Below are 19023 nucleotides of genomic sequence, written 5' to 3' on the forward strand. Positions count from 1 at the left end.
GTTATTTAAACCTGAATCCTTCGTAAATAAGCTCTGTTTTTGGATTTTGTTTCTTAATCTGTTTGGCAAGTGAGTTCATCATAGAAAGAGGACCACACATATAGACGCTTGCATGTTTGGGCACTTCTTCTTGATCAAAATTAAGATAGCCGTCTTTCCTACTGTCTACTAGATGGAGTTCAAAATTAGGGTTTTTCTGATCATAGTCACGAAGCAAATCTAGGTAGACTGCATTTTCATCTCCACGGAAGCTATAGTAGAAGTGAACCTGTTTATCCAAAATAGGATGTTCACGGATGTAAGAGATAAAGGGGGTGATCCCAATGCCTCCAGCAATCCAAATCTGATTTTTTCTTCCTTCTTCTATGATCATGTGTCCGTAAGCTCTGTCTACGCTTACTTTGCTGCCGAATTGAAGATTGTCATAGATATTCTTGGTATGGTCACCTGAATTTTTAACAGTAAAGTAAAGAGTTTGACCATGACCTCCTGAGATAGAAAAGGGATGAGGAGCACTTTCAAAGCCTTTTTGGAAAATCTTTAGAAAGGCAAATTGTCCTGCTTGATAGTTGAAAGGTCTGCTAAGATGGATTTGAATTTCTCTAGTATCGTGATTTAAGCGTTTGAGATTGGTAATTTTCCCTAGATAGGGGAAGCCAATCTTTTGATATAGAAAAATGATATAAAAACCAGCTAGTAAGCCTAAAAGGGCATAGCTATCAACAACAAAACTTAGAAGATTAAATGTAAGGAGACGATTACCCATCATCATGTAGACATGAAAGAGTCCGAAAATATAGGCTAGGTAAACCAAACGGTGAATCCATCTCCAAGCTTCGTATTGGATGTATTTGCCTAAATAGGCGACAAGGATGATACTGACAAAGATATAGATGGCAAGATTGCCAAACTGAGCAGCTAAACGAGAGCCCCACAAACCGCCCATACTAAAGTTATGAAAGATTAATAGAATGATTGAGAGAAAGGCTGTGAATTTGTGGACAGTGTAGACCTTCTCCAAACCGTGAAACCAGTTTTCTAGTAGGGGGAGACGAGTGGCGAGGATAAAAGTCAGAGATAGGCTTGTTAAAGCTAGTCCTGGAATAGTGAATTGGGGAGAAGTGTTCATCCAAGCAAAAAGAGTCAAGATAAAACTAGCTATGATAAAGAGTATTCCTTTGATTGATTTCATAGAAAATTCCATTTCATTTAGATTTTGATTTGTTGTAAATAAATTTGTTACATTTTATCATAGAAAAAGTATGGTGTCAAATTGAGTTCTATAAATATCTACTCTCATCAAAAAACTCTCCAATTGAACTGGAGAGCTAATTTATTATTCTGCAGCTTGTTGCCAGCGTTTTGCTAGCATATGAGACAGGCTAGAAATGGCTAGGTTAAAGCTGAAGTAGATGAGGGCAATCAGGATGTAAAGACTGAAGACCTGCTCTGGTTCGAAATAACGGCCCATGAGAATTTGGCTTGCTCCAAAGAGTTCTTGTAGGGCGATAACAGAGTAGAGAAGACTGGTATCCTTAATTACGGTTACAAACTGAGAAATGATGGCTGGCAACATTTTGCGAATGGCTTGCGGGAGAATGATGTGGTAGAGGATTTGGGCTGAGGTAAATCCTTGCGACATTCCTGCTTCGTACTGTCCCTTGTCCACGGCATTGAGACCGCCTCGGATAATCTCAGCCAAGGCTGCTGAGGTAAAGAGGGTAAATGCAGTGATTCCTGCTGGTGTGGATTTCATCTTGAAAACCAAAAAGATGGTGAAAATCCAGAGGAGGTTGGGAACGTTACGCACAAACTCGATGTAAATGCTGGAAATGATGCGCAAGATAGGATTTTTCCCATTTCTCATGACTGCTAGAACTGTACCGATAAGTGTAGCGAGGACGATGGCAATCAGAGAAATGTAGAGGGTCAAGCCAAATCCTTTAAAGATAAATACTAGGTTATCTGGGGTCAAAACTTCTAAAATGGATTCCATAGTAACCTCCTAAAGTGAATAGGCTTTTTTGTTGGCTTGCTCCATCTTCCGACCAAACTGGGCAACAGGAAAGCAAAGAGAAAAGTAGAGAAGGGCAGCACCTAGAAAGGCTGGGATATAGTTTCCGTTAAGAGCCGACCAAGACTTGGTCACAAACATCAAGTCTACACCAGAAATGATAGCGACTGTGGAGGTATTCTTGATGAGGTTGACGATTTGGTTGGTCAAAGGAGGGAGAATGATACGGAAAGCCTGAGGCAAGATAATCAAGCGCATGGCGCTGATATAGGTAAAACCTTGCGACAAGGCGGCCTCCATCTGACCGCTAGGAATAGACTGAATACCTGAACGAATAACTTCAGCGATATAGGCACCGTGATAGAGCCCTACACAGAGAACAGCTGTCCAATAAATCGGAATCATGATGGTGTGGTCACTGATAAGAGGTAGGCCATAAAAAACGATAACAAACTGCACCAAGAGGGGAGTGTTTTGGTAAAACTCGACAAAGATGCGAGCTAAAATGCGCAAAATTGGACGTTTGCTGGTTGACATGGCTCCAAAGAAGATGCCCAAAACCATGGCGAGGATAAAGGATCCAATCGCTAGGGCAAGGGTGAAGAGGAAACCATTGAAAAATTGTCCAAAATCCTGAAAATAGGCTGTCCAAGATGATAAATCTGTCATGGGGTGTCCTCCTTAATCTGCAGTATGGCTGGATGGTTTCAGCTTGTAACGGTCATAAAGTTTTTGCAAACTGCCATCCTTGCTCCATTTAGTAACCAAGTTATCGAGATAGTCGTTGAGCTCGGTATTTGATTTCTTGGTAACGATACCGTAGTCAGATGGCTTGAAACTATCATCTAGTAGTACTGTGCGTTTGCTGATGTAGCCAGACAGAATCGAGCGGTCAACGGAAAAGGCATCAATACGTTGAGCGTGTAAGGAAGTAATCAATTCTGGGTAGGAACCAAGTTCGACGAATTTAAAGGTCAGACCTTTCTTTTTACCCAGTTCAGTAATCAGGCGTTGGGTAATGGAACCTTGAGCAACCCCGATAGTTTTTCCGTTTAAGTCCTCAATGCTTTTGATTTTGGCAGACTTATTGACCAAAAAGCCAGAAGCGTCCGTGTAGTAAGGGCTGGTAAAGTTGTAGAGTTTTTTGCGTTCGTCTGTGATGGTAAAGGTCGCGATATCCATATCGACCTGTTCGTTGTCTAGAAGGGGGCCACGGGTTTGTGCTGTAACCGGCACATAGCGAATCTTGACCTTGAGTTCATCAGCTACCATCTTGGCCAAGTCCGTTTCGATACCAGAATAGGTCCCTGTCTTGGGATCCTTGTAGCCAAAATTGGGAACGTCTTGTTTGACACCGACAACCAGTTCGCCTCTTTTTTGAATATCTGCGACACTGGTATCAGCCTGCACTGGTTTTGTAGCAGCAAGGCCAAAAAGGCTAATCAATAATGCGGATAAAAAGAATTTCTTTTTCATAGGCGCCTCCTTATTTGACTTTGTCACTTTCGTGGTTGATGATCTTGCTGAGGAATTGTTGGGCACGAGGTTCGCTTGGATTGTCGAAAAAGTCATCGACATCTGTCGTATCTACCAACACTTCTCCGTCAGCCATAAAGATGATGCGGTCAGCAACTTCACGGGCAAAGCCCATTTCATGGGTGACGACAATCATATTCATACCCTCGTGGGCCAATTTTTGCATAACTGCTAGAACATCGCCGATGGTTTCAGGGTCAAGAGCAGATGTTGGTTCATCAAAGAGGAGAAGTTCCGGATGCATGGCGAGTCCGCGTGCGATGGCAATCCGTTGTTTTTGTCCACCAGAAAGCATAGCTGGATATGAATCTTTCTTGTCCCACATATTTACAAATTCAAGATATTTTTGAGCTGTTTTTTCAGCTTCTTTTTTATCAATTCCTAGAACTTTTATGGGTGCGAGTGTTACGTTTTCTAACACTGTTTTGTGAGGGTAGAGGTTAAAATGCTGGAAAACCATGCCGACTTCTTTGCGAAGAGGAACTAAATCTTTCTGGCTGGCACCAGCAACTTGGTGGCCATTGACTAGAAGACTTCCCTTGTCGACAGCCTCTAAACCATTGATGGTACGGATAAGAGTGGATTTCCCAGAACCAGATGGTCCGAGTAGGACAACGACTTGCCCTTTTTCAAAACGGAGATTGATGTCGCGGAGTGCGTGATAGTCTCCATAATATTTTTCGACGTGTTCAAATTCTACTAAAGCCATAAGGAATCTCCTTTGTGTTAGATTTTATAACATGATTCTACACCAAAAAATTTGTCTTGTCAAATCATATCTGAAAAAATTCACTAAAATTTTATAAAAAAGCAATCTGGATAGAGAAAAAGCCTAAATCATGTTATAATGAAACGATAGAATTCTTAGAAAGAGTGGATGTCTTTTTGATAACACCTACTTATGAATGGCAGTTTGCCCCGCAGGTAGAAGATGCGGATTTTACAAAGATAGCCAAGAAGGCTGGACTGGGTCCTGAGGTGGCTCGTTTATTATTTGAAAGAGGGATTCAGAACCAAGAAAGTCTAAAGAAGTTTTTAGAACCTTCCTTGGAGGATTTGCATGACCCTTATCTACTCCATGATATGGATAAGGCAGTGGAACGGATTCGTCAGGCCATTGAAGAAGGGGAAAATATCCTCGTTTACGGTGATTATGATGCGGATGGTATGACTTCAGCTTCGATTGTGAAGGAAAGTTTGGAACAGCTTGGCGCTGAGTGCCGTGTTTACTTGCCCAATCGTTTTACTGATGGCTATGGTCCAAATGCTAGTGTTTATAAATACTTTATCGAGCAAGAAGGGATTTCCTTGATTGTGACAGTGGACAATGGAGTTGCGGGTCACGAAGCCATTGAACTGGCTCAGTCTATGGGAGTAGATGTCATTGTGACAGACCACCATTCCATGCCTGAAACCCTCCCTGATGCCTATGCCATTGTCCATCCTGAACACCCTGATGCGGACTATCCTTTCAAATATCTGGCTGGTTGTGGAGTGGCCTTCAAGCTGGCTTGCGCCCTTTTAGAAGAAGTGCAAGTGGAACTGCTTGATTTGGTCGCTATTGGTACCATTGCAGATATGGTGAGTTTGACAGATGAGAACCGTATCTTGGTTCAGTATGGTCTGGAAATGTTGGGGCACACTCAGCGCATTGGTTTACAAGAAATGCTGGACATGGCTGGAATTGCTTCCAACGAAGTAACAGAAGAAACGGTTGGTTTCCAGATTGCCCCTCGTTTGAATGCCTTGGGTCGCTTGGATGATCCTAATCCTGCCATTGATTTGCTGACTGGATTTGATGATGAGGAAGCGCGTGAGATTGCCCTTATGATTCACCAGAAAAACGAAGAGCGCAAGGAAATCGTCCAGTCTATTTATGAAGAAGCTAAGACCATGGTGGACCCTGAGAAGAAGGTCCAAGTCTTGGCTAAGGAAGGTTGGAATCCTGGGGTTCTAGGAATTGTGGCTGGTCGTTTGTTGGAAGAACTAGGGCAGACAGTCATCGTTCTCAATATAGAAGACGGTCGTGCCAAGGGCAGTGCTCGTAGTGTGGAAGCGGTCGATATTTTTGAAGCTCTGGATCCTCATAGAGACCTCTTCATAGCCTTTGGTGGTCATGCTGGTGCGGCAGGAATGACGCTGGAAGTTGAGAAACTCTCAGATTTATCTCAGGTTTTGGAAGATTATGTCCGTGAAAAAGGAGCAGATGCTGCTGGCAAGAACAAGTTAAATCTAGATGAAGAGCTAGATTTGGAGACACTTAGCTTGGAAACGGTCAAAAGTTTTGAACGTTTGGCACCTTTTGGCATGGACAATCAGAAACCTGTCTTTTATGTCAAGGATTTTCAGGTTGAAAGTGCTCGTACCATGGGGACAGGCAATGCCCATCTCAAGCTGAAAATCTCTAAGGGTGAGGCGAGTTTTGAAGTAGTAGCCTTCGGTCAAGGAAAATGGGCGACAGAATTTTCTCAAACCAAGAATCTAGAGTTGGCAGTCAAATTGTCTGTCAACCAATGGAATGGGCAAACTGCCCTGCAGTTGATGATGGTGGATGCGCGGGTGGAGGGTGTTCAACTTTTTAACATTCGTGGGAAAAATGCAGTCTTGCCAGAAGGGGTTCCAGTCTTGGACTTTTCTGGAGAATTACCAGATTTAGTAGCTAGTGATGCTGTGGTTGTAAAAACCATTCCTGAGGATATTACTCAGCTGAAGACCATTTTTCAGGAACAGAATTTTTCTGCTGTTTATTTCAAAAATGACATTGAAAAGGCCTACTATCTAACAGGTTATGGGACTAGAGAGCAGTTTGCCAAATTGTACAAGACGATCTATCAGTTTCCAGAGTTTGATATTCGCTACAAGCTGAAAGATTTGGCTGCTTATCTCAATATCCAACAAATCTTGCTAGTCAAGATGATTCAAGTATTTGAAGAGCTAGGCTTTGTGACGATCAAAGATGGGGTCATGACAGTCAATAAAGAGGCGCCAAAGCGAGAAATCGGAGAAAGTCAGATTTACCAAAATCTCAAACAAACCGTCAAAGACCAAGAAATGATGGCGCTGGGCACTGTGCAAGAAATTTATGACTTTTTAATGGAAAAAGAGTAGATCATAGGAAAGAGTTGGGGAACCAGCTCTTTTTTGAAAACAAATCTTCATTTTGAAAATCATCAAAAAAATGGTATAATGGTAGGAAAAGATTCGGCTAATACTAAATGAAAATCAGAGAGCAAACTAGGAAGCTAGCTGCAGGCTGTACTTGAGTACGGCAAGACGAAGCTGACGTGGTTTGAAGAGATTTTCGAAGAGTATAAAAGTAATAGTGCTTTTAGAATAAGAGGGCAAGCAACCCTATAATCAAGATAAACTAAGCTTTCGGAGGAAAAATGAGTAATATCAGTTTAACAACACTTGGTGGTGTACGTGAAAACGGGAAAAATATGTATATCGCTGAAATCGATGGGTCTATTTTCGTTTTGGATGCAGGTCTGAAATACCCTGAAAATGAACAACTAGGGGTGGATGTGGTCATTCCCAATATGGACTACCTTTTTGAAAATAGCGATCGTATCGCTGGGGTCTTCTTGACCCACGGCCATGCGGATGCCATTGGTGCTCTGCCTTATCTCTTGGCTGAAGCCAAGGTGCCTGTATTTGGGTCTGAGCTGACCATTGAGTTGGCCAAACTTTTTGTCAAAGGAAATGACACAGTTAAGAAATTCAATGATTTCCATGTCATTGATGAGGATACGGAGATAGATTTTGGAGGGACTGTAGTGTCCTTCTTCCGTACGACCCACTCTATCCCAGAGAGTCTGGGTGTGGTCTTGAAGACGGCTGAAGGTAGCATCGTTTATACAGGTGACTTTAAATTTGACCAGACAGCTAGTGAATCCTATGCAACAGACTTCGCTCGTTTGGCAGAAATCGGTCGTGACGGAGTTCTAGCTTTGCTTAGTGATTCAGCTAATGCGGACAGTAATATTCAAGTGGCTAGCGAAAGTGAAGTTGGGGACGAGATTACTCAAACCATTTCGGACTGGGATGGTCGTATCATTGTTGCAGCAGTAGCCAGCAACCTCTCTCGTATCCAGCAGGTGTTTGACGCTGCGGATGCAACAGGCCGTCGTGTGGTCTTGACAGGATTTGATATTGAAAATATTGTCCGTACTGCTATTCGCCTCAAGAAATTGTCTCTAGCTAATGAGAGTCTTTTGATTAAGCCAAAAGATATGTCTCGCTTTGAAGACCATGAGTTGATTATCCTTGAGACAGGTCGTATGGGTGAGCCTATCAACGGTCTTCGTAAGATGTCGATTGGTCGCCACCGTTATGTGGAAATCAAGGACGGTGACTTGGTCTATATCGTAACCACTCCATCTATCGCCAAAGAAGCAGTTATGGCGCGTGTGGAAAACATGATTTACCAAGCTGGTGGAGTTGTCAAACTGATCACTCAAAGCTTGCGTGTGTCAGGGCATGGAAATGCGCGTGATTTGCAGTTGATGATCAATCTCTTGCAACCCAAGTATCTCTTCCCGATTCAAGGGGAATACCGCGAGTTGGATGCCCATGCTAAGGCTGCTATGGCAGTTGGGATGTTGCCAGAACGCATTTTCATCCCTAAAAAGGGAACCAGCATGGCTTATGAGAATGGGGACTTTGTCCCAGCTGGCGCGGTTTCGGCAGGGGATGTTTTGATTGACGGAAATGCCATCGGTGATGTTGGTAATGTGGTTCTTCGTGACCGTAAGGTCTTGTCAGAAGATGGAATTTTCATCGTCGCAATCACAGTTAACCGTCGTGAGAAGAAAATTGTAGCCAAGGCTCGTGTTCATACGCGTGGATTTGTTTATCTCAAGAAGAGTCGCGATATTCTTCGTGAAAGTTCAGAATTGATTAACCAGACGGTAGAAGACTATCTTCAAGGAGATGACTTTGACTGGGCAGATCTTAAAGGGAAGGTTCGTGATAATCTGACCAAGTATCTCTTTGATCAAACTAAGCGTCGTCCAGCTATTTTACCAGTAGTCATGGAAGCAAAATAAGCGATGAAATAAACGGAGAGAAAGTCGAATTTCGGCTTTTTCTTATAGAAAAATAGAGGAAAAATTATGGCAGTAATGAAAATCGAGTATTACTCACAAGTTTTGGATATGGAGTGGGGAGTGAATGTCCTCTATCCTGATGCTAATCGAGTGGAAGAACCAGATTGTAAAGACATTCCAGTCTTGTACCTCTTGCACGGGATGTCTGGTAATCATAATAGTTGGCTCAAGCGGACCAACGTAGAACGCTTACTTCGAGGAACCAATCTCATCGTTGTTATGCCCAATACCAGCAACGGTTGGTATACCGATACCCAGTATGGTTTTGACTATTACACAGCTCTAGCAGAGGAATTGCCACAGGTTTTGAAACGCTTCTTCCCTAACATGACCAGCAAGCGTGAAAAGGCCTTTATCGCTGGTCTCTCTATGGGAGGCTACGGCTGTTTCAAATTGGCTCTTGCTACAAATCGTTTTTCTCATGCGGCTAGTTTTTCAGGTGCTCTTAGCTTTCAAGATTTTTCTCCTGAGAGCCAAGATTTGGGAACACCAGCTTATTGGAGAGGTGTTTTTGGAGAGATTAAAGACTGGACAGCTAGTCCTTATTCTCTTGAAAGTCTGGCTAAAAAATCGGATAAAAAGACCAAACTTTGGGCTTGGTGTGGCGAGCAGGATTTCTTGTACGAAGCCAATAATCTCGCAGTGAAAAATCTCAAAAAACTGGGATTTGATGTGACCTATAGCCATAGTGCTGGAACTCACGAATGGTACTACTGGGAAAAACAATTGGAACGGTTCTTAGCAACCCTACCAATCGATTTCAAATTAGAAGAGAGATTAAGCTAGTTTAGTTTGTATTACTCTTTCAATAACCATGTCTTCTATGGAATAGAAACTAAAATATGTTTTTACTAGACTTTCTAAACAAAAATAGTAGAATAGTAGTTAAATTCTATTATTGTTGGAAAGAGAGTAAGAGATGTATCGTTATCAAATTGGCATTCCCACATTAGAATATGATCAGTTTATTAAAGAACATGAATTAGTCAATGTATTACAAAGTAGTGCTTGGGAAGAGGTTAAGTCTGATTGGCAACATGAAAAGTTTGGCGCCTACCGAGGAGATAAATTACTGGCTACAGCTAGTATTTTGATTAAAACTCTTCCTCTAGGTTATAGAATGTTTTATATCCCAAGAGGTCCTGTATTAGATTATAAGGATGCTGAACTCTTGAACTTTGTTCTTCAATCCATTAAGTCCTATGCTCGAAGCAAGAGAGCGATTTTTGTGATTTTTGACCCAAGTATTTGCCTATCGCAAAGTTCAATCAAGCATGAAAAAATAGAATATCCTGAAAATATGGCTATTATTGAAAATTTGCAAAGAATGGGAGTAAGGTGGTCAGGAAAGACCGATGGAATGGGAGATACCATTCAGCCTCGTATTCAGGCAAAAGTATACAAGGAAAATTTTACAGAAGATAAACTTTGCAAGTCAACAAAACAAGCTATTCGATCCGCTCGAAATAAGGGTGTAGAGATTCAGATTGGTAGAGATGAATTGTTAGAATCTTTCTCGTTTTTGATGAAAAAAACTGAGAAGCGAAAAGATATCCATTTGAGGAATGAAGCCTATTATAAAAAATTGTTAGATAATTTTAAGGACAAGGCCTATATCACCTTGGCAACCTTGGATGTTTCTAAACGTTCGCAAGAATTAGAAGAACAGTTAGCGAAAAACAGAGCCTTGGAAGAGACCTTTACTGAGTCGACTCGAACTTCAAAAGTAGAAGCGCAGAAGAAGGAAAAAGAACGTTTGTTAGAGGAATTGACTTTCCTGCAGGAATGTATGGATGCAGGTCAAGCGAGAGTTCCTTTAGCGGCTACCCTGACTTTAGAATTCGGACAAACTTCTGTCAATCTATACGCAGGAATGGATGAAGATTTTAAACGATATAAAGCCCCTATTTTGACTTGGTATGAGACAGCTCGATATTCCTTTGAACGTGGCATTTTATGGCAAAATTTAGGAGGCGTCGAGAATGCTTTAGATGGTGGACTCTATCGTTTTAAAGCTAATTTTAATCCAACGATTGAAGAATACTTGGGTGAATTTACAATGCCTACCCATCCTCTCTATCCTCTGTTAAGACTTGCTCTTGATTTCCGTAAAACATTAAGAAAAAAACATAGAAAGTAAGTATATGGCACTAATTACACTCACGAAAGAAGAGTTTCAGGCTTATTCTGGTCAGGTTTCTTCTCGTTCCTTTATGCAATCTGTTCAGATGGGGGACTTGTTAGAAAAAAGAGGGGCTCGAATTGTTTATCTTGCATTGAAACAAGAAGGAGAAATTCAAGTTGCAGCTCTGGTTTATAGCTTGCCCATGCTGGGTGGTCTACATATGGAGATCAATTCGGGGCCGATTTATACCCAACAAGATGCTCTCCCAGTTTTTTATGCGGAGTTAAAAGAATATGCCAAGCAAAATGGTGTATTAGAGTTGCTTGTAAAACCTTATGAAACTTATCAAACTTTTGATGGTGAAGGTAATCCAATAGATGCTGAGAAAAAAAGTATTATTCAAGATTTGACTGATTTAGGTTATCAATTTGATGGTTTAAAAACAGGTTACCCAGGTGGAGAACCGGATTGGTTATATTGTAAAGATTTGAATGAGCTAACTGAAAAGACCTTGCTTAACAGTTTTAGTAAAAAGGGGAAAGCTTTGGTGAAAAAGGCTGATACATTTGGTATTCAGTTGAAAAAATTAAATCGTGAAGAACTTTCAATTTTTAAAGATATAACAAAAACAACCTCTGAACGTCGAGAATATAGTGATAAAAGTTTAGAATATTATGAGCATTTTTATGACTCTTTTGGAGAAAAAGCCGAGTTTGTAATTGCTATTCTAAATTTAGGAGAATATATACAAAATTTAATACATAAGCAAAAAGAATTATCTGAAAAAATAGCTACCTCATTACTCTTATTAGAACAATATCCAGATTCTGCACAAAAGAAAAAAGAACACAAAGAGTTGGCTAGGCAGTATGAAAGCTTTGAAGTTCGAAAAGCAGAAGCACGAGAGTTGATTAAAAAATATGGAGAGAAAGATCTTGTCTTAGCAGGTAGTTTATTTATTTATATGCCTCAAGAAACGACCTATCTTTTTAGTGGTTCCTATACTGAGTTTAATAAATTTTATGCACCAGCTTTGCTTCAGAAATATGTTATGTTGGAAAGCATAAAACGTGGGATCCCTAAATACAACTTTCTAGGGATTCAAGGGATTTTTGATGGTAGTGATGGTGTTTTACGTTTTAAACAAAATTTTAATGGTTATATTGTACGTAAAGCAGGAACTTTCCGTTATTATCCATCTCCCCTAAAATATAAAGCTATTCAGTTACTCAAAAAAATATTAGGACGCTAAGATAAGAAAATTGGTCTTTAGCTTTCTTTCAGCTTATTTTAGTAAAATAGACTTTATTTGCTAGAAAGGTGGAGAGACATGCGCTGGATTTTTCGTTTGATAGGGGCTTTCTTTTCTTTTGTGTGGCGTTTGTTTTGGCGCCTGGTTTGGATAGCTTTTCTTTTGTGTGCTTTTGCTTTTGGACTTCTCTGGTATCTTAACGGAGATTTTCAAGGAGCGCTAAAGCAAGCAGAACGGTCAGTAAAAATTGGTCAACAAAGTATCGACCAATGGGAAAAAACAGGGCAACTGCCTAAGTTGAACCAGACAGATAGCCACCAACACTCTGAAGGAAGGTGGCCGCAGGCTTCTGCTCGTATTTACCTAGATCCGCAGATGGATTCAGGATTTCAAGAAGCTTATGTAGAAGCGATTCAGAATTGGAATCAAACTGGTGCTTTTAACTTTGAACTTGTCACCGAGTCCAGCAAGGCAGATATCTTGGCTACGGAGATGAATGACGGAGGCACTCCTGTGGCAGGAGAAGCGGAAAGTCAGACCAATCTCTTAACGGGGCAATTCTTGTCTGTGACGGTGCGCCTGAATCATTATTATCTATCCAATCCAAATTATGGTTATTCCTATGAGCGCCTTGTCCATACGGCAGAACATGAGTTGGGTCATGCGATTGGCTTGGACCATACAGATGAAAAGTCTGTCATGCAACCTGCGGGTTCCTTTTATGGTATCCAGGAAGTGGATGTTGCAAACCTTCGAAAATTATATGAGACCAATGAGTAGGGAACAATCTTTCCCTACTTTTTTGCTATAATGGAACTATGAATAACTTGATTAAATCAAAACTAGAGCTCTTGCCGACCAGCCCTGGTTGCTACATTCACAAGGATAAAAACGGCACCATTATCTATGTAGGAAAGGCAAAAAATCTGCGTAACCGCGTGAGGTCTTATTTCCGTGGAAGTCATGATACCAAAACAGAGGCCTTGGTGTCTGAAATTGTGGATTTTGAATTTATCGTTACTGAGTCTAATATTGAGGCTCTCCTTCTGGAAATCAACCTAATCAAGGAAAACAAGCCCAAGTACAATATCATGCTCAAGGATGACAAGTCCTATCCTTTCATCAAAATCACCAATGAACGCTATCCTCGTTTGATTATCACCCGTCAGGTCAAAAAGGACGGAGGTCTCTACTTTGGACCTTATCCAGATGTGGGAGCAGCCAATGAAATCAAGCGACTACTGGATCGGATTTTCCCTTTTCGAAAGTGTACGAATCCACCGTCTAAGGTTTGTTTTTACTACCATATCGGCCAATGTATGGCTCACACTATCTGTAAGAAAGATGAGTTCTATTTTAAGTCTATGGCTCAGGAGGTTTCTGATTTTCTGAAAGGGCAGGATGATAAAATCATCGATGACCTCAAGAAAAAGATGGAAACTGCAGCCCAGACTATGGAATTTGAACGTGCGGCGGAATACCGTGACCTGATTCAGGCTATTGGAACACTTCGAACCAAGCAACGGGTCATGGCTAAGGATCTCCAAAATCGGGATGTCTTTGGCTACTATGTGGACAAGGGATGGATGTGTGTTCAGGTTTTCTTTGTTCGTCAGGGTAAGCTTATTGAGCGAGACGTCAATCTTTTCCCTTATTATAATGATCCAGATGAGGACTTCTTAACCTATGTGGGACAATTCTATCAAGAAAAATCTCATCTAGTTCCCAATGAGGTGCTGATTCCGCAGGATATTGATGAAGAAGCAGTTAAGGCATTGGTAGACACCAAGATTCTCAAACCCCAGCGTGGTGAGAAAAAACAACTGGTCAATCTAGCTATAAAGAATGCTCGAGTCAGTCTAGAGCAGAAGTTCAACCTGCTAGAGAAATCTGTCGAGAAGACCCAAGGAGCTATTGAAAATCTAGGACGCTTGCTCCAAATCCCAACCCCAGTCCGTATCGAGTCCTTCGACAACTCTAATATCATGGGAACTAGTCCTGTTTCAGCCATGGTGGTCTTTGTCAATGGCAAACCAAGTAAAAAAGATTACCGTAAGTATAAAATCAAGACCGTAATCGGGCCAGACGACTATGCCAGTATGCGTGAGGTTATTCGCAGACGTTATGGTCGAGTACAACGTGAGGCTTTGACTCCTCCAGATTTGATTGTCATTGATGGGGGACAAGGTCAAGTCAATATCGCCAAGCAAGTTATTCAAGAGGAACTGGGCTTGGATATCCCCATTGCAGGTCTGCAAAAGAATGATAAGCACCAAACCCATGAATTGCTCTTTGGAGATCCGCTTGAGGTGGTGGAGTTATCTCGTAATTCTCAGGAATTTTTCCTCCTCCAACGCATCCAAGATGAGGTGCACCGCTTTGCCATTACTTTCCACCGCCAACTGCGCTCCAAAAATTCCTTTTCATCACAACTGGATGGAATTGACGGTCTGGGACCTAAACGCAAGCAAAATCTCATGAAGCATTTCAAGTCTCTGACCAAAATCAAGGAAGCCGGTGTGGATGATATTGTTGAAGTTGGAGTGCCTAGAGCAGTAGCAGAGACTGTGCAAAGAAAATTGAACCCGCAGGAAGAAGTGGAATTAGCTCAAGTGGCGGAAGAAAGAGTAGATTACCAAACGGAAGGAAACCACAATGAAACATAAAATCGCAATTTTATCAGATATTCATGGAAATGCGACGGCTTTAGAAGCAGTGATTGCAGATGCTAAAACTCAAGGAGCCAGTGAATATTGGCTTATGGGAGATATTTTTCTTCCTGGTCCAGGTGCAAATGATTTGGTAGCCCTGCTAAAGGACCTTCCTATCACAGCAAGTGTTCGAGGTAATTGGGATGATTGTGTCCTTGAGGCCTTGGATGGTGAATATGGTTTGGAACATCCACAAGAAATCCAGTCAATGCGAATGACCCAGTTTTTGATGGAGCGAATGGATCCTGCAACGATTGTCTGGTTACGAAGCTTGCCTTTGCTGGAAAAGAAAGAGGTTGATGGGTTGCGCTTTTCTATCTCTCATAATTTACCTGACAAAAATTATGGGGGTGACTTGTTGGTTGGGAATGATACAGAAAAATTTGACCAACTGCTAGATGAGGAAACGGACGTGGCAGTCTATGGTCATGTCCACAAGCAGTTGCTTCGTTACGGCAGTCAAGGGCAACAAATCATCAATCCAGGGTCGATTGGCATGCCCTATTTTAATTGGGAGGCGTTAAAAAATCACCGTGCCCAGTATGCCGTGATAGAAGTTGAAGATGGGGAATTGGTAAATATCCTATTTCGTAAAGTTGCTTATGACTATGAAGCGGAGTTGGAGTTGGCCAAATTCAAGGGGCTTCCTTTTATCGAAATGTATGAAGAGCTACGACGAGAAGACAACTATCAGGGGCACAATCTGGAACTATTAGCAAGCTTAATAGAAAAGCATGGGTATGTAGAAGATGTGAAGAATTTCTTGGAGGCTATAAAGTCAGAATATAAGATAGACTAGTTTCTTTAAGTAACTGAAAATTAATTGGAACTGGATGAGGGGATTCCTGATTTAAATGATTTTCTTCATTCAGTTGCTTATCCTTGTTCCAGTTTGTCTCTACGAAAAATCTCTGCAACCTCTTTCAAATTATGGTAGAATGGAAGCAGTAGAATTAGAAAAGGAAATAGATTATGAAATTTCTTGAATTAAATAAAAAACGTCATGCGACTAAGCATTTCACTGATAAGCCAGTTGATCCAAAAGATGTGCGTACGGCTATCGAAATTGCAACCTTGGCGCCAAGCGCCCACAACAGCCAGCCTTGGAAATTTGTGGTCGTTCGGGAGAAAAATGCCGAACTAGCAAAATTGGCATACGGTTCAAACTTTGAACAGGTATCATCAGCACCTGTAACCATTGCCTTGTTTACAGATACGGACCTTGCCAAACGTGCCCGTAAAATTGCCCGAGTTGGTGGTGCTAACAATTTCTCAGAAGAACAACTACAATACTTCATGAAAAATTTGCCTGCTGAATTTGCCCGTTACAGTGAGCAACAAGTCAGCGACTACCTAGCCCTCAATGCAGGTTTGGTTGCTATGAACTTGGTTTTGGCTCTTACAGACCAAGGAATCGGATCAAATCTGATTCTTGGTTTTGACAAATCAAAAGTCAACGAAGTTTTGGAAATCGAAGACCGCTTCCGCCCAGAACTCTTGATTACAGTGGGTTACACAGACGAAAAATTAGAACCAAGCTACCGCTTGCCAGTAGATGAAATCATCGAGAAAAGATAGAAAGAAGAAAAAAATGACAACAATTGATTTTACAGCAGAAGTAGAAAAACGTAAAGAAGACCTCTTGGCTGACTTGTTTAGCCTTTTAGAAATCAACTCTGAACGTGATGACAGCAAGGTTGATGCTGAGCATCCATTTGGACCTGGGCCGGTAAAAGCTTTGGAGAAATTCCTTGAAATTGCAGACCGCGATGGCTACCCAACTAAAAATGTTGACAACTACGCAGGACATTTCGAGTTTGGTGATGGAGAAGAAGTTCTCGGAATCTTTGCCCACATGGACGTAGTGCCTGCTGGTAGCGGTTGGGACACAGACCCTTACACACCAACTATCAAAGACGGTCGTCTTTATGCGCGTGGAGCTTCTGACGATAAGGGTCCTACAACAGCTTGTTACTATGGTTTGAAAATCATCAAAGAATTGGGTCTTCCAACTTCTAAGAAAGTTCGTTTCATCGTCGGAACAGACGAAGAATCAGGTTGGGCAGATATGGACTACTACTTCGAGCACGTAGGACTTGCGAAGCCAGACTTCGGTTTCTCTCCAGACGCTGAATTCCCTATCATCAATGGTGAAAAAGGAAATATCACGGAATACCTCCACTTTGCAGGTGAAAATGCAGGTGTTGCCCGTCTTCACAGCTTCACAGGTGGTTTGCGTGAAAACATGGTTCCTGAATCAGCAACAGCAGTTGTTTCAGGTGACTTAGCTGACTTGCAAAGTAAACTAGATACTTTTGTTGCAGAACACAAACTCAGAGGAGAAATTCAAGAAGAAGCTGGCCAATACAAGGTGACGATCATTGGTAAATCAGCCCACGGTGCTATGCCTGCTTCAGGTGTCAATGGTGCAACTTACCTAGCTCTCTTCCTCAGTCAGTTTGACTTTGCAGGACCAGCTAAAGACTACCTTGACATCGCTGGTAAAATTCTCTTGAACGACCATGAGGGTGAAAATCTCAAGATTGCCCATGTGGATGAAAAGATGGGTGCCCTTTCTATGAATGCGGGTGTCTTCCGCTTCGATGAAGCAAGTGCTGATAATACCATTGCCCTTAATATCCGCTATCCAAAAGGAACAAGCCCAGAGCAAATCAAGTCAATCCTTGAAAACTTGTCAGTTGCTTCTGTTAGCCTTTCTGAGCACGGGCATACCCCTCACTATGTGCCAATGGAAGATCCACTTGTGCAAACCTTGTTGAATGTCTATGAAAAACAAACTGGCCTTAAAGGTCACGAGCAAGTTATCGGTGGTGGAACCTTTGGTCGTTTGCTCGAACGCGGAGTTGCCTACGGTGCCATGTTCCCAGACTCAATTGACACCATGCACCAAGCCAATGAATTTATCGCCTTGGACGATCTCTTCCGAGCTGCAGCAATCTATGCCGAAGCTATTTATGAATTGATCAAATAAAACGATAGAAGTCTGAGATTGTATGCTTAGACTTCTTTTTGGAGGGAAAGTAGATGTCTCAAATCGAAAGAATCAAGCAAGCCATTATGGCGGATCCGCAGAATGCTACCTATACAAAGCGTGGCATCGAGCCTCTCTTTGCAGCGCCAAAGACTGCTCGCATCAATATCATCGGTCAAGCGCCTGGTCTTAAAACCCAAGAAGCAGGCCTTTACTGGAAAGATAAGAGTGGTGACCGCTTGCGCGACTGGCTAGGTGTGGATGAAGATACCTTTTACAATTCAGGATATTTTGCTGTTCTGCCTATGGATTTCTACTTTCCAGGGCATGGCAAGTCAGGTGATTTACCACCGAGAACTGGCTTTGCTGAAAAATGGCATCCACAGCTCTTGCAAGAATTACCAGATATCCAATTGACCCTCTTGATTGGCCAATATGCCCAAGCCTACTATTTACAGGAGAAAGTCAGTGGCAAGGTGACAGAACGGGTAAAACACTACCAGAAGTACTTGCCAACCTATTTTCCACTAGTTCACCCCTCACCACGCAATCAAATCTGGATGGCCAAAAATCCTTGGTTTGAGGCAGAAGTGGTGCCGGATTTGAAAAAAAGAATTAAAACTATTTTATAGTCAATGAAAATCAAAGAGCAAACTAGGAAGCTAGCCGCAGGCTGTACTTGAGTACGGTAAGGCGACGCTGACGTGGTTTGAAGAGATTTTCGAAGAGTATTAGGAGAAAAAGAATGAAAGAAATAACCTTTGACGCATTTTACCAGCTTTACCAAAACGACCAACTTTCTTTAGTGGACGTGAGAGAAGTGGATGAGTTTGAAGCTCTTCATTTAGAAGGTGCTCAGAATCTTCCTCTGAGTCAATTGGCTGATAGCTATAATCAGTTGGACAAGGACCAGTTACATTATGTTATTTGTAAATCTGGAATGAGATCGGCGCGCTCTTGCCAATTCTTATCAGAACAAGGTTATGAGGTTATCAATGTCCAAGGTGGCATGATGGCCTTTGAAGAACTTTAATACTCAATGAAAATCAAAGAGCAAACTAGGAAGCTAGCCGCAGGCTGTACTTGAGTACGGCAAGGTGAAGCTGACGTGGTTTGAAGAGATTTTCGAAGAGTATAAACATTAGAATTTTCTCCTACTTGGTGTGGACTGGGTAGGAGAATTTTATTTTTAGACAATTCTCATTTTTAAGAATCTTGAAAACATTCAATATTTACTTCGTGAAGCTTTTTTCATACTCTTATTCATGATATACTAGGTCAGTAT

At 41.7% G+C, this 19023-nt stretch carries 17 protein-coding genes; 12 read left to right on the forward strand and 5 right to left on the reverse strand.

Features of this window, described 5'->3' with window-relative positions; translation table 11 throughout:
- Position 1 precedes the first annotated feature (1 nt).
- The 5 genes from N8N51_RS07625 to N8N51_RS07645 form a co-directional block, all read right to left on the reverse strand.
- Positions 2-1192, reverse strand: coding sequence for a ferredoxin reductase family protein (locus N8N51_RS07625; protein WP_261103934.1), 1191 nt, complete (start codon positions 1190-1192; stop codon positions 2-4).
- Positions 1193-1336: 144 nt separating this feature from the next.
- Positions 1337-1996 (reverse strand): amino acid ABC transporter permease, encoded by a 660-nt coding sequence (locus N8N51_RS07630; RefSeq protein ID WP_000443882.1) that lies wholly within the window; start codon positions 1994-1996, stop codon positions 1337-1339.
- 9 nt (positions 1997-2005) lie between these two features.
- Positions 2006-2683 carry an amino acid ABC transporter permease gene (locus N8N51_RS07635; RefSeq protein WP_000131145.1) on the reverse strand — a complete coding sequence of 226 codons (678 nt, stop codon included), beginning with the start codon at positions 2681-2683 and terminating at the stop codon, positions 2006-2008.
- Positions 2684-2695: 12 nt separating this feature from the next.
- Complete coding sequence (locus N8N51_RS07640; RefSeq protein ID WP_080998496.1) at positions 2696-3490, reverse strand: transporter substrate-binding domain-containing protein; 795 nt, start codon at positions 3488-3490, stop codon at positions 2696-2698.
- A 10-nt stretch (positions 3491-3500) separates the two neighbouring features.
- Positions 3501-4259 carry an amino acid ABC transporter ATP-binding protein gene (locus N8N51_RS07645; RefSeq protein WP_001229571.1) on the reverse strand — a complete coding sequence of 253 codons (759 nt, stop codon included), beginning with the start codon at positions 4257-4259 and terminating at the stop codon, positions 3501-3503.
- Between the two features lie 176 nt (positions 4260-4435).
- Here N8N51_RS07645 and recJ point away from each other — a divergent pair, with 176 nt between their 5' ends.
- The 12 genes from recJ to N8N51_RS07705 all read left to right on the forward strand — a co-directional run bounded on the left by recJ (position 4436) and on the right by N8N51_RS07705 (position 18771).
- Positions 4436-6658: a single-stranded-DNA-specific exonuclease RecJ gene (gene recJ, locus N8N51_RS07650; protein ID WP_261103935.1), complete on the forward strand. Its 2223-nt coding sequence runs from the start codon at positions 4436-4438 to the stop codon at positions 6656-6658.
- Between the two features lie 278 nt (positions 6659-6936).
- Positions 6937-8598 carry a ribonuclease J gene (locus N8N51_RS07655; protein WP_000065614.1) on the forward strand — a complete coding sequence of 554 codons (1662 nt, stop codon included), beginning with the start codon at positions 6937-6939 and terminating at the stop codon, positions 8596-8598.
- A 66-nt stretch (positions 8599-8664) separates the two neighbouring features.
- Complete coding sequence (locus N8N51_RS07660) at positions 8665-9444, forward strand: alpha/beta hydrolase (protein WP_024057563.1); 780 nt, start codon at positions 8665-8667, stop codon at positions 9442-9444.
- A 133-nt stretch (positions 9445-9577) separates the two neighbouring features.
- Positions 9578-10798 (forward strand): peptidoglycan bridge formation alanyltransferase MurM, encoded by a 1221-nt coding sequence (locus N8N51_RS07665; RefSeq protein ID WP_261103936.1) that lies wholly within the window; start codon positions 9578-9580, stop codon positions 10796-10798.
- 4 nt (positions 10799-10802) lie between these two features.
- A complete protein-coding gene (locus N8N51_RS07670) occupies positions 10803-12035 on the forward strand; it encodes an aminoacyltransferase (protein WP_261030356.1) in 1233 nt (410 codons plus the stop codon).
- 78 nt (positions 12036-12113) lie between these two features.
- Complete coding sequence (locus N8N51_RS07675) at positions 12114-12815, forward strand: M57 family metalloprotease (protein ID WP_223330543.1); 702 nt, start codon at positions 12114-12116, stop codon at positions 12813-12815.
- A gap of 38 nt (positions 12816-12853) precedes the next feature.
- Entirely contained in the window at positions 12854-14701 is a 1848-nt protein-coding gene (uvrC, locus tag N8N51_RS07680; protein ID WP_261103938.1) for an excinuclease ABC subunit UvrC, read from the forward strand.
- Positions 14691-15545 carry a metallophosphoesterase family protein gene (locus N8N51_RS07685; RefSeq protein WP_045612127.1) on the forward strand — a complete coding sequence of 285 codons (855 nt, stop codon included), beginning with the start codon at positions 14691-14693 and terminating at the stop codon, positions 15543-15545. Before uvrC ends, N8N51_RS07685 begins: the two co-directional genes overlap by 11 nt.
- 173 nt (positions 15546-15718) lie before the next feature.
- Positions 15719-16324 (forward strand): nitroreductase family protein, encoded by a 606-nt coding sequence (locus tag N8N51_RS07690; protein WP_045612125.1) that lies wholly within the window; start codon positions 15719-15721, stop codon positions 16322-16324.
- Positions 16325-16337: 13 nt separating this feature from the next.
- The gene (gene pepV, locus N8N51_RS07695) at positions 16338-17738 is read left to right on the forward strand and encodes a dipeptidase PepV (protein ID WP_045612124.1); all 1401 of its coding nucleotides are present in this window, start codon (positions 16338-16340) and stop codon (positions 17736-17738) included.
- A 53-nt stretch (positions 17739-17791) separates the two neighbouring features.
- Entirely contained in the window at positions 17792-18370 is a 579-nt protein-coding gene (locus tag N8N51_RS07700) for a uracil-DNA glycosylase family protein (RefSeq protein ID WP_261103940.1), read from the forward strand.
- Between the two features lie 113 nt (positions 18371-18483).
- Complete coding sequence (locus N8N51_RS07705; protein ID WP_261103942.1) at positions 18484-18771, forward strand: rhodanese-like domain-containing protein; 288 nt, start codon at positions 18484-18486, stop codon at positions 18769-18771.
- Positions 18772-19023 lie beyond the last annotated feature (252 nt).

It is taken from the genome of Streptococcus mitis (genome assembly GCF_946188685.1).
GTDB classification, from domain to species: domain Bacteria; phylum Bacillota; class Bacilli; order Lactobacillales; family Streptococcaceae; genus Streptococcus; species Streptococcus mitis_CC.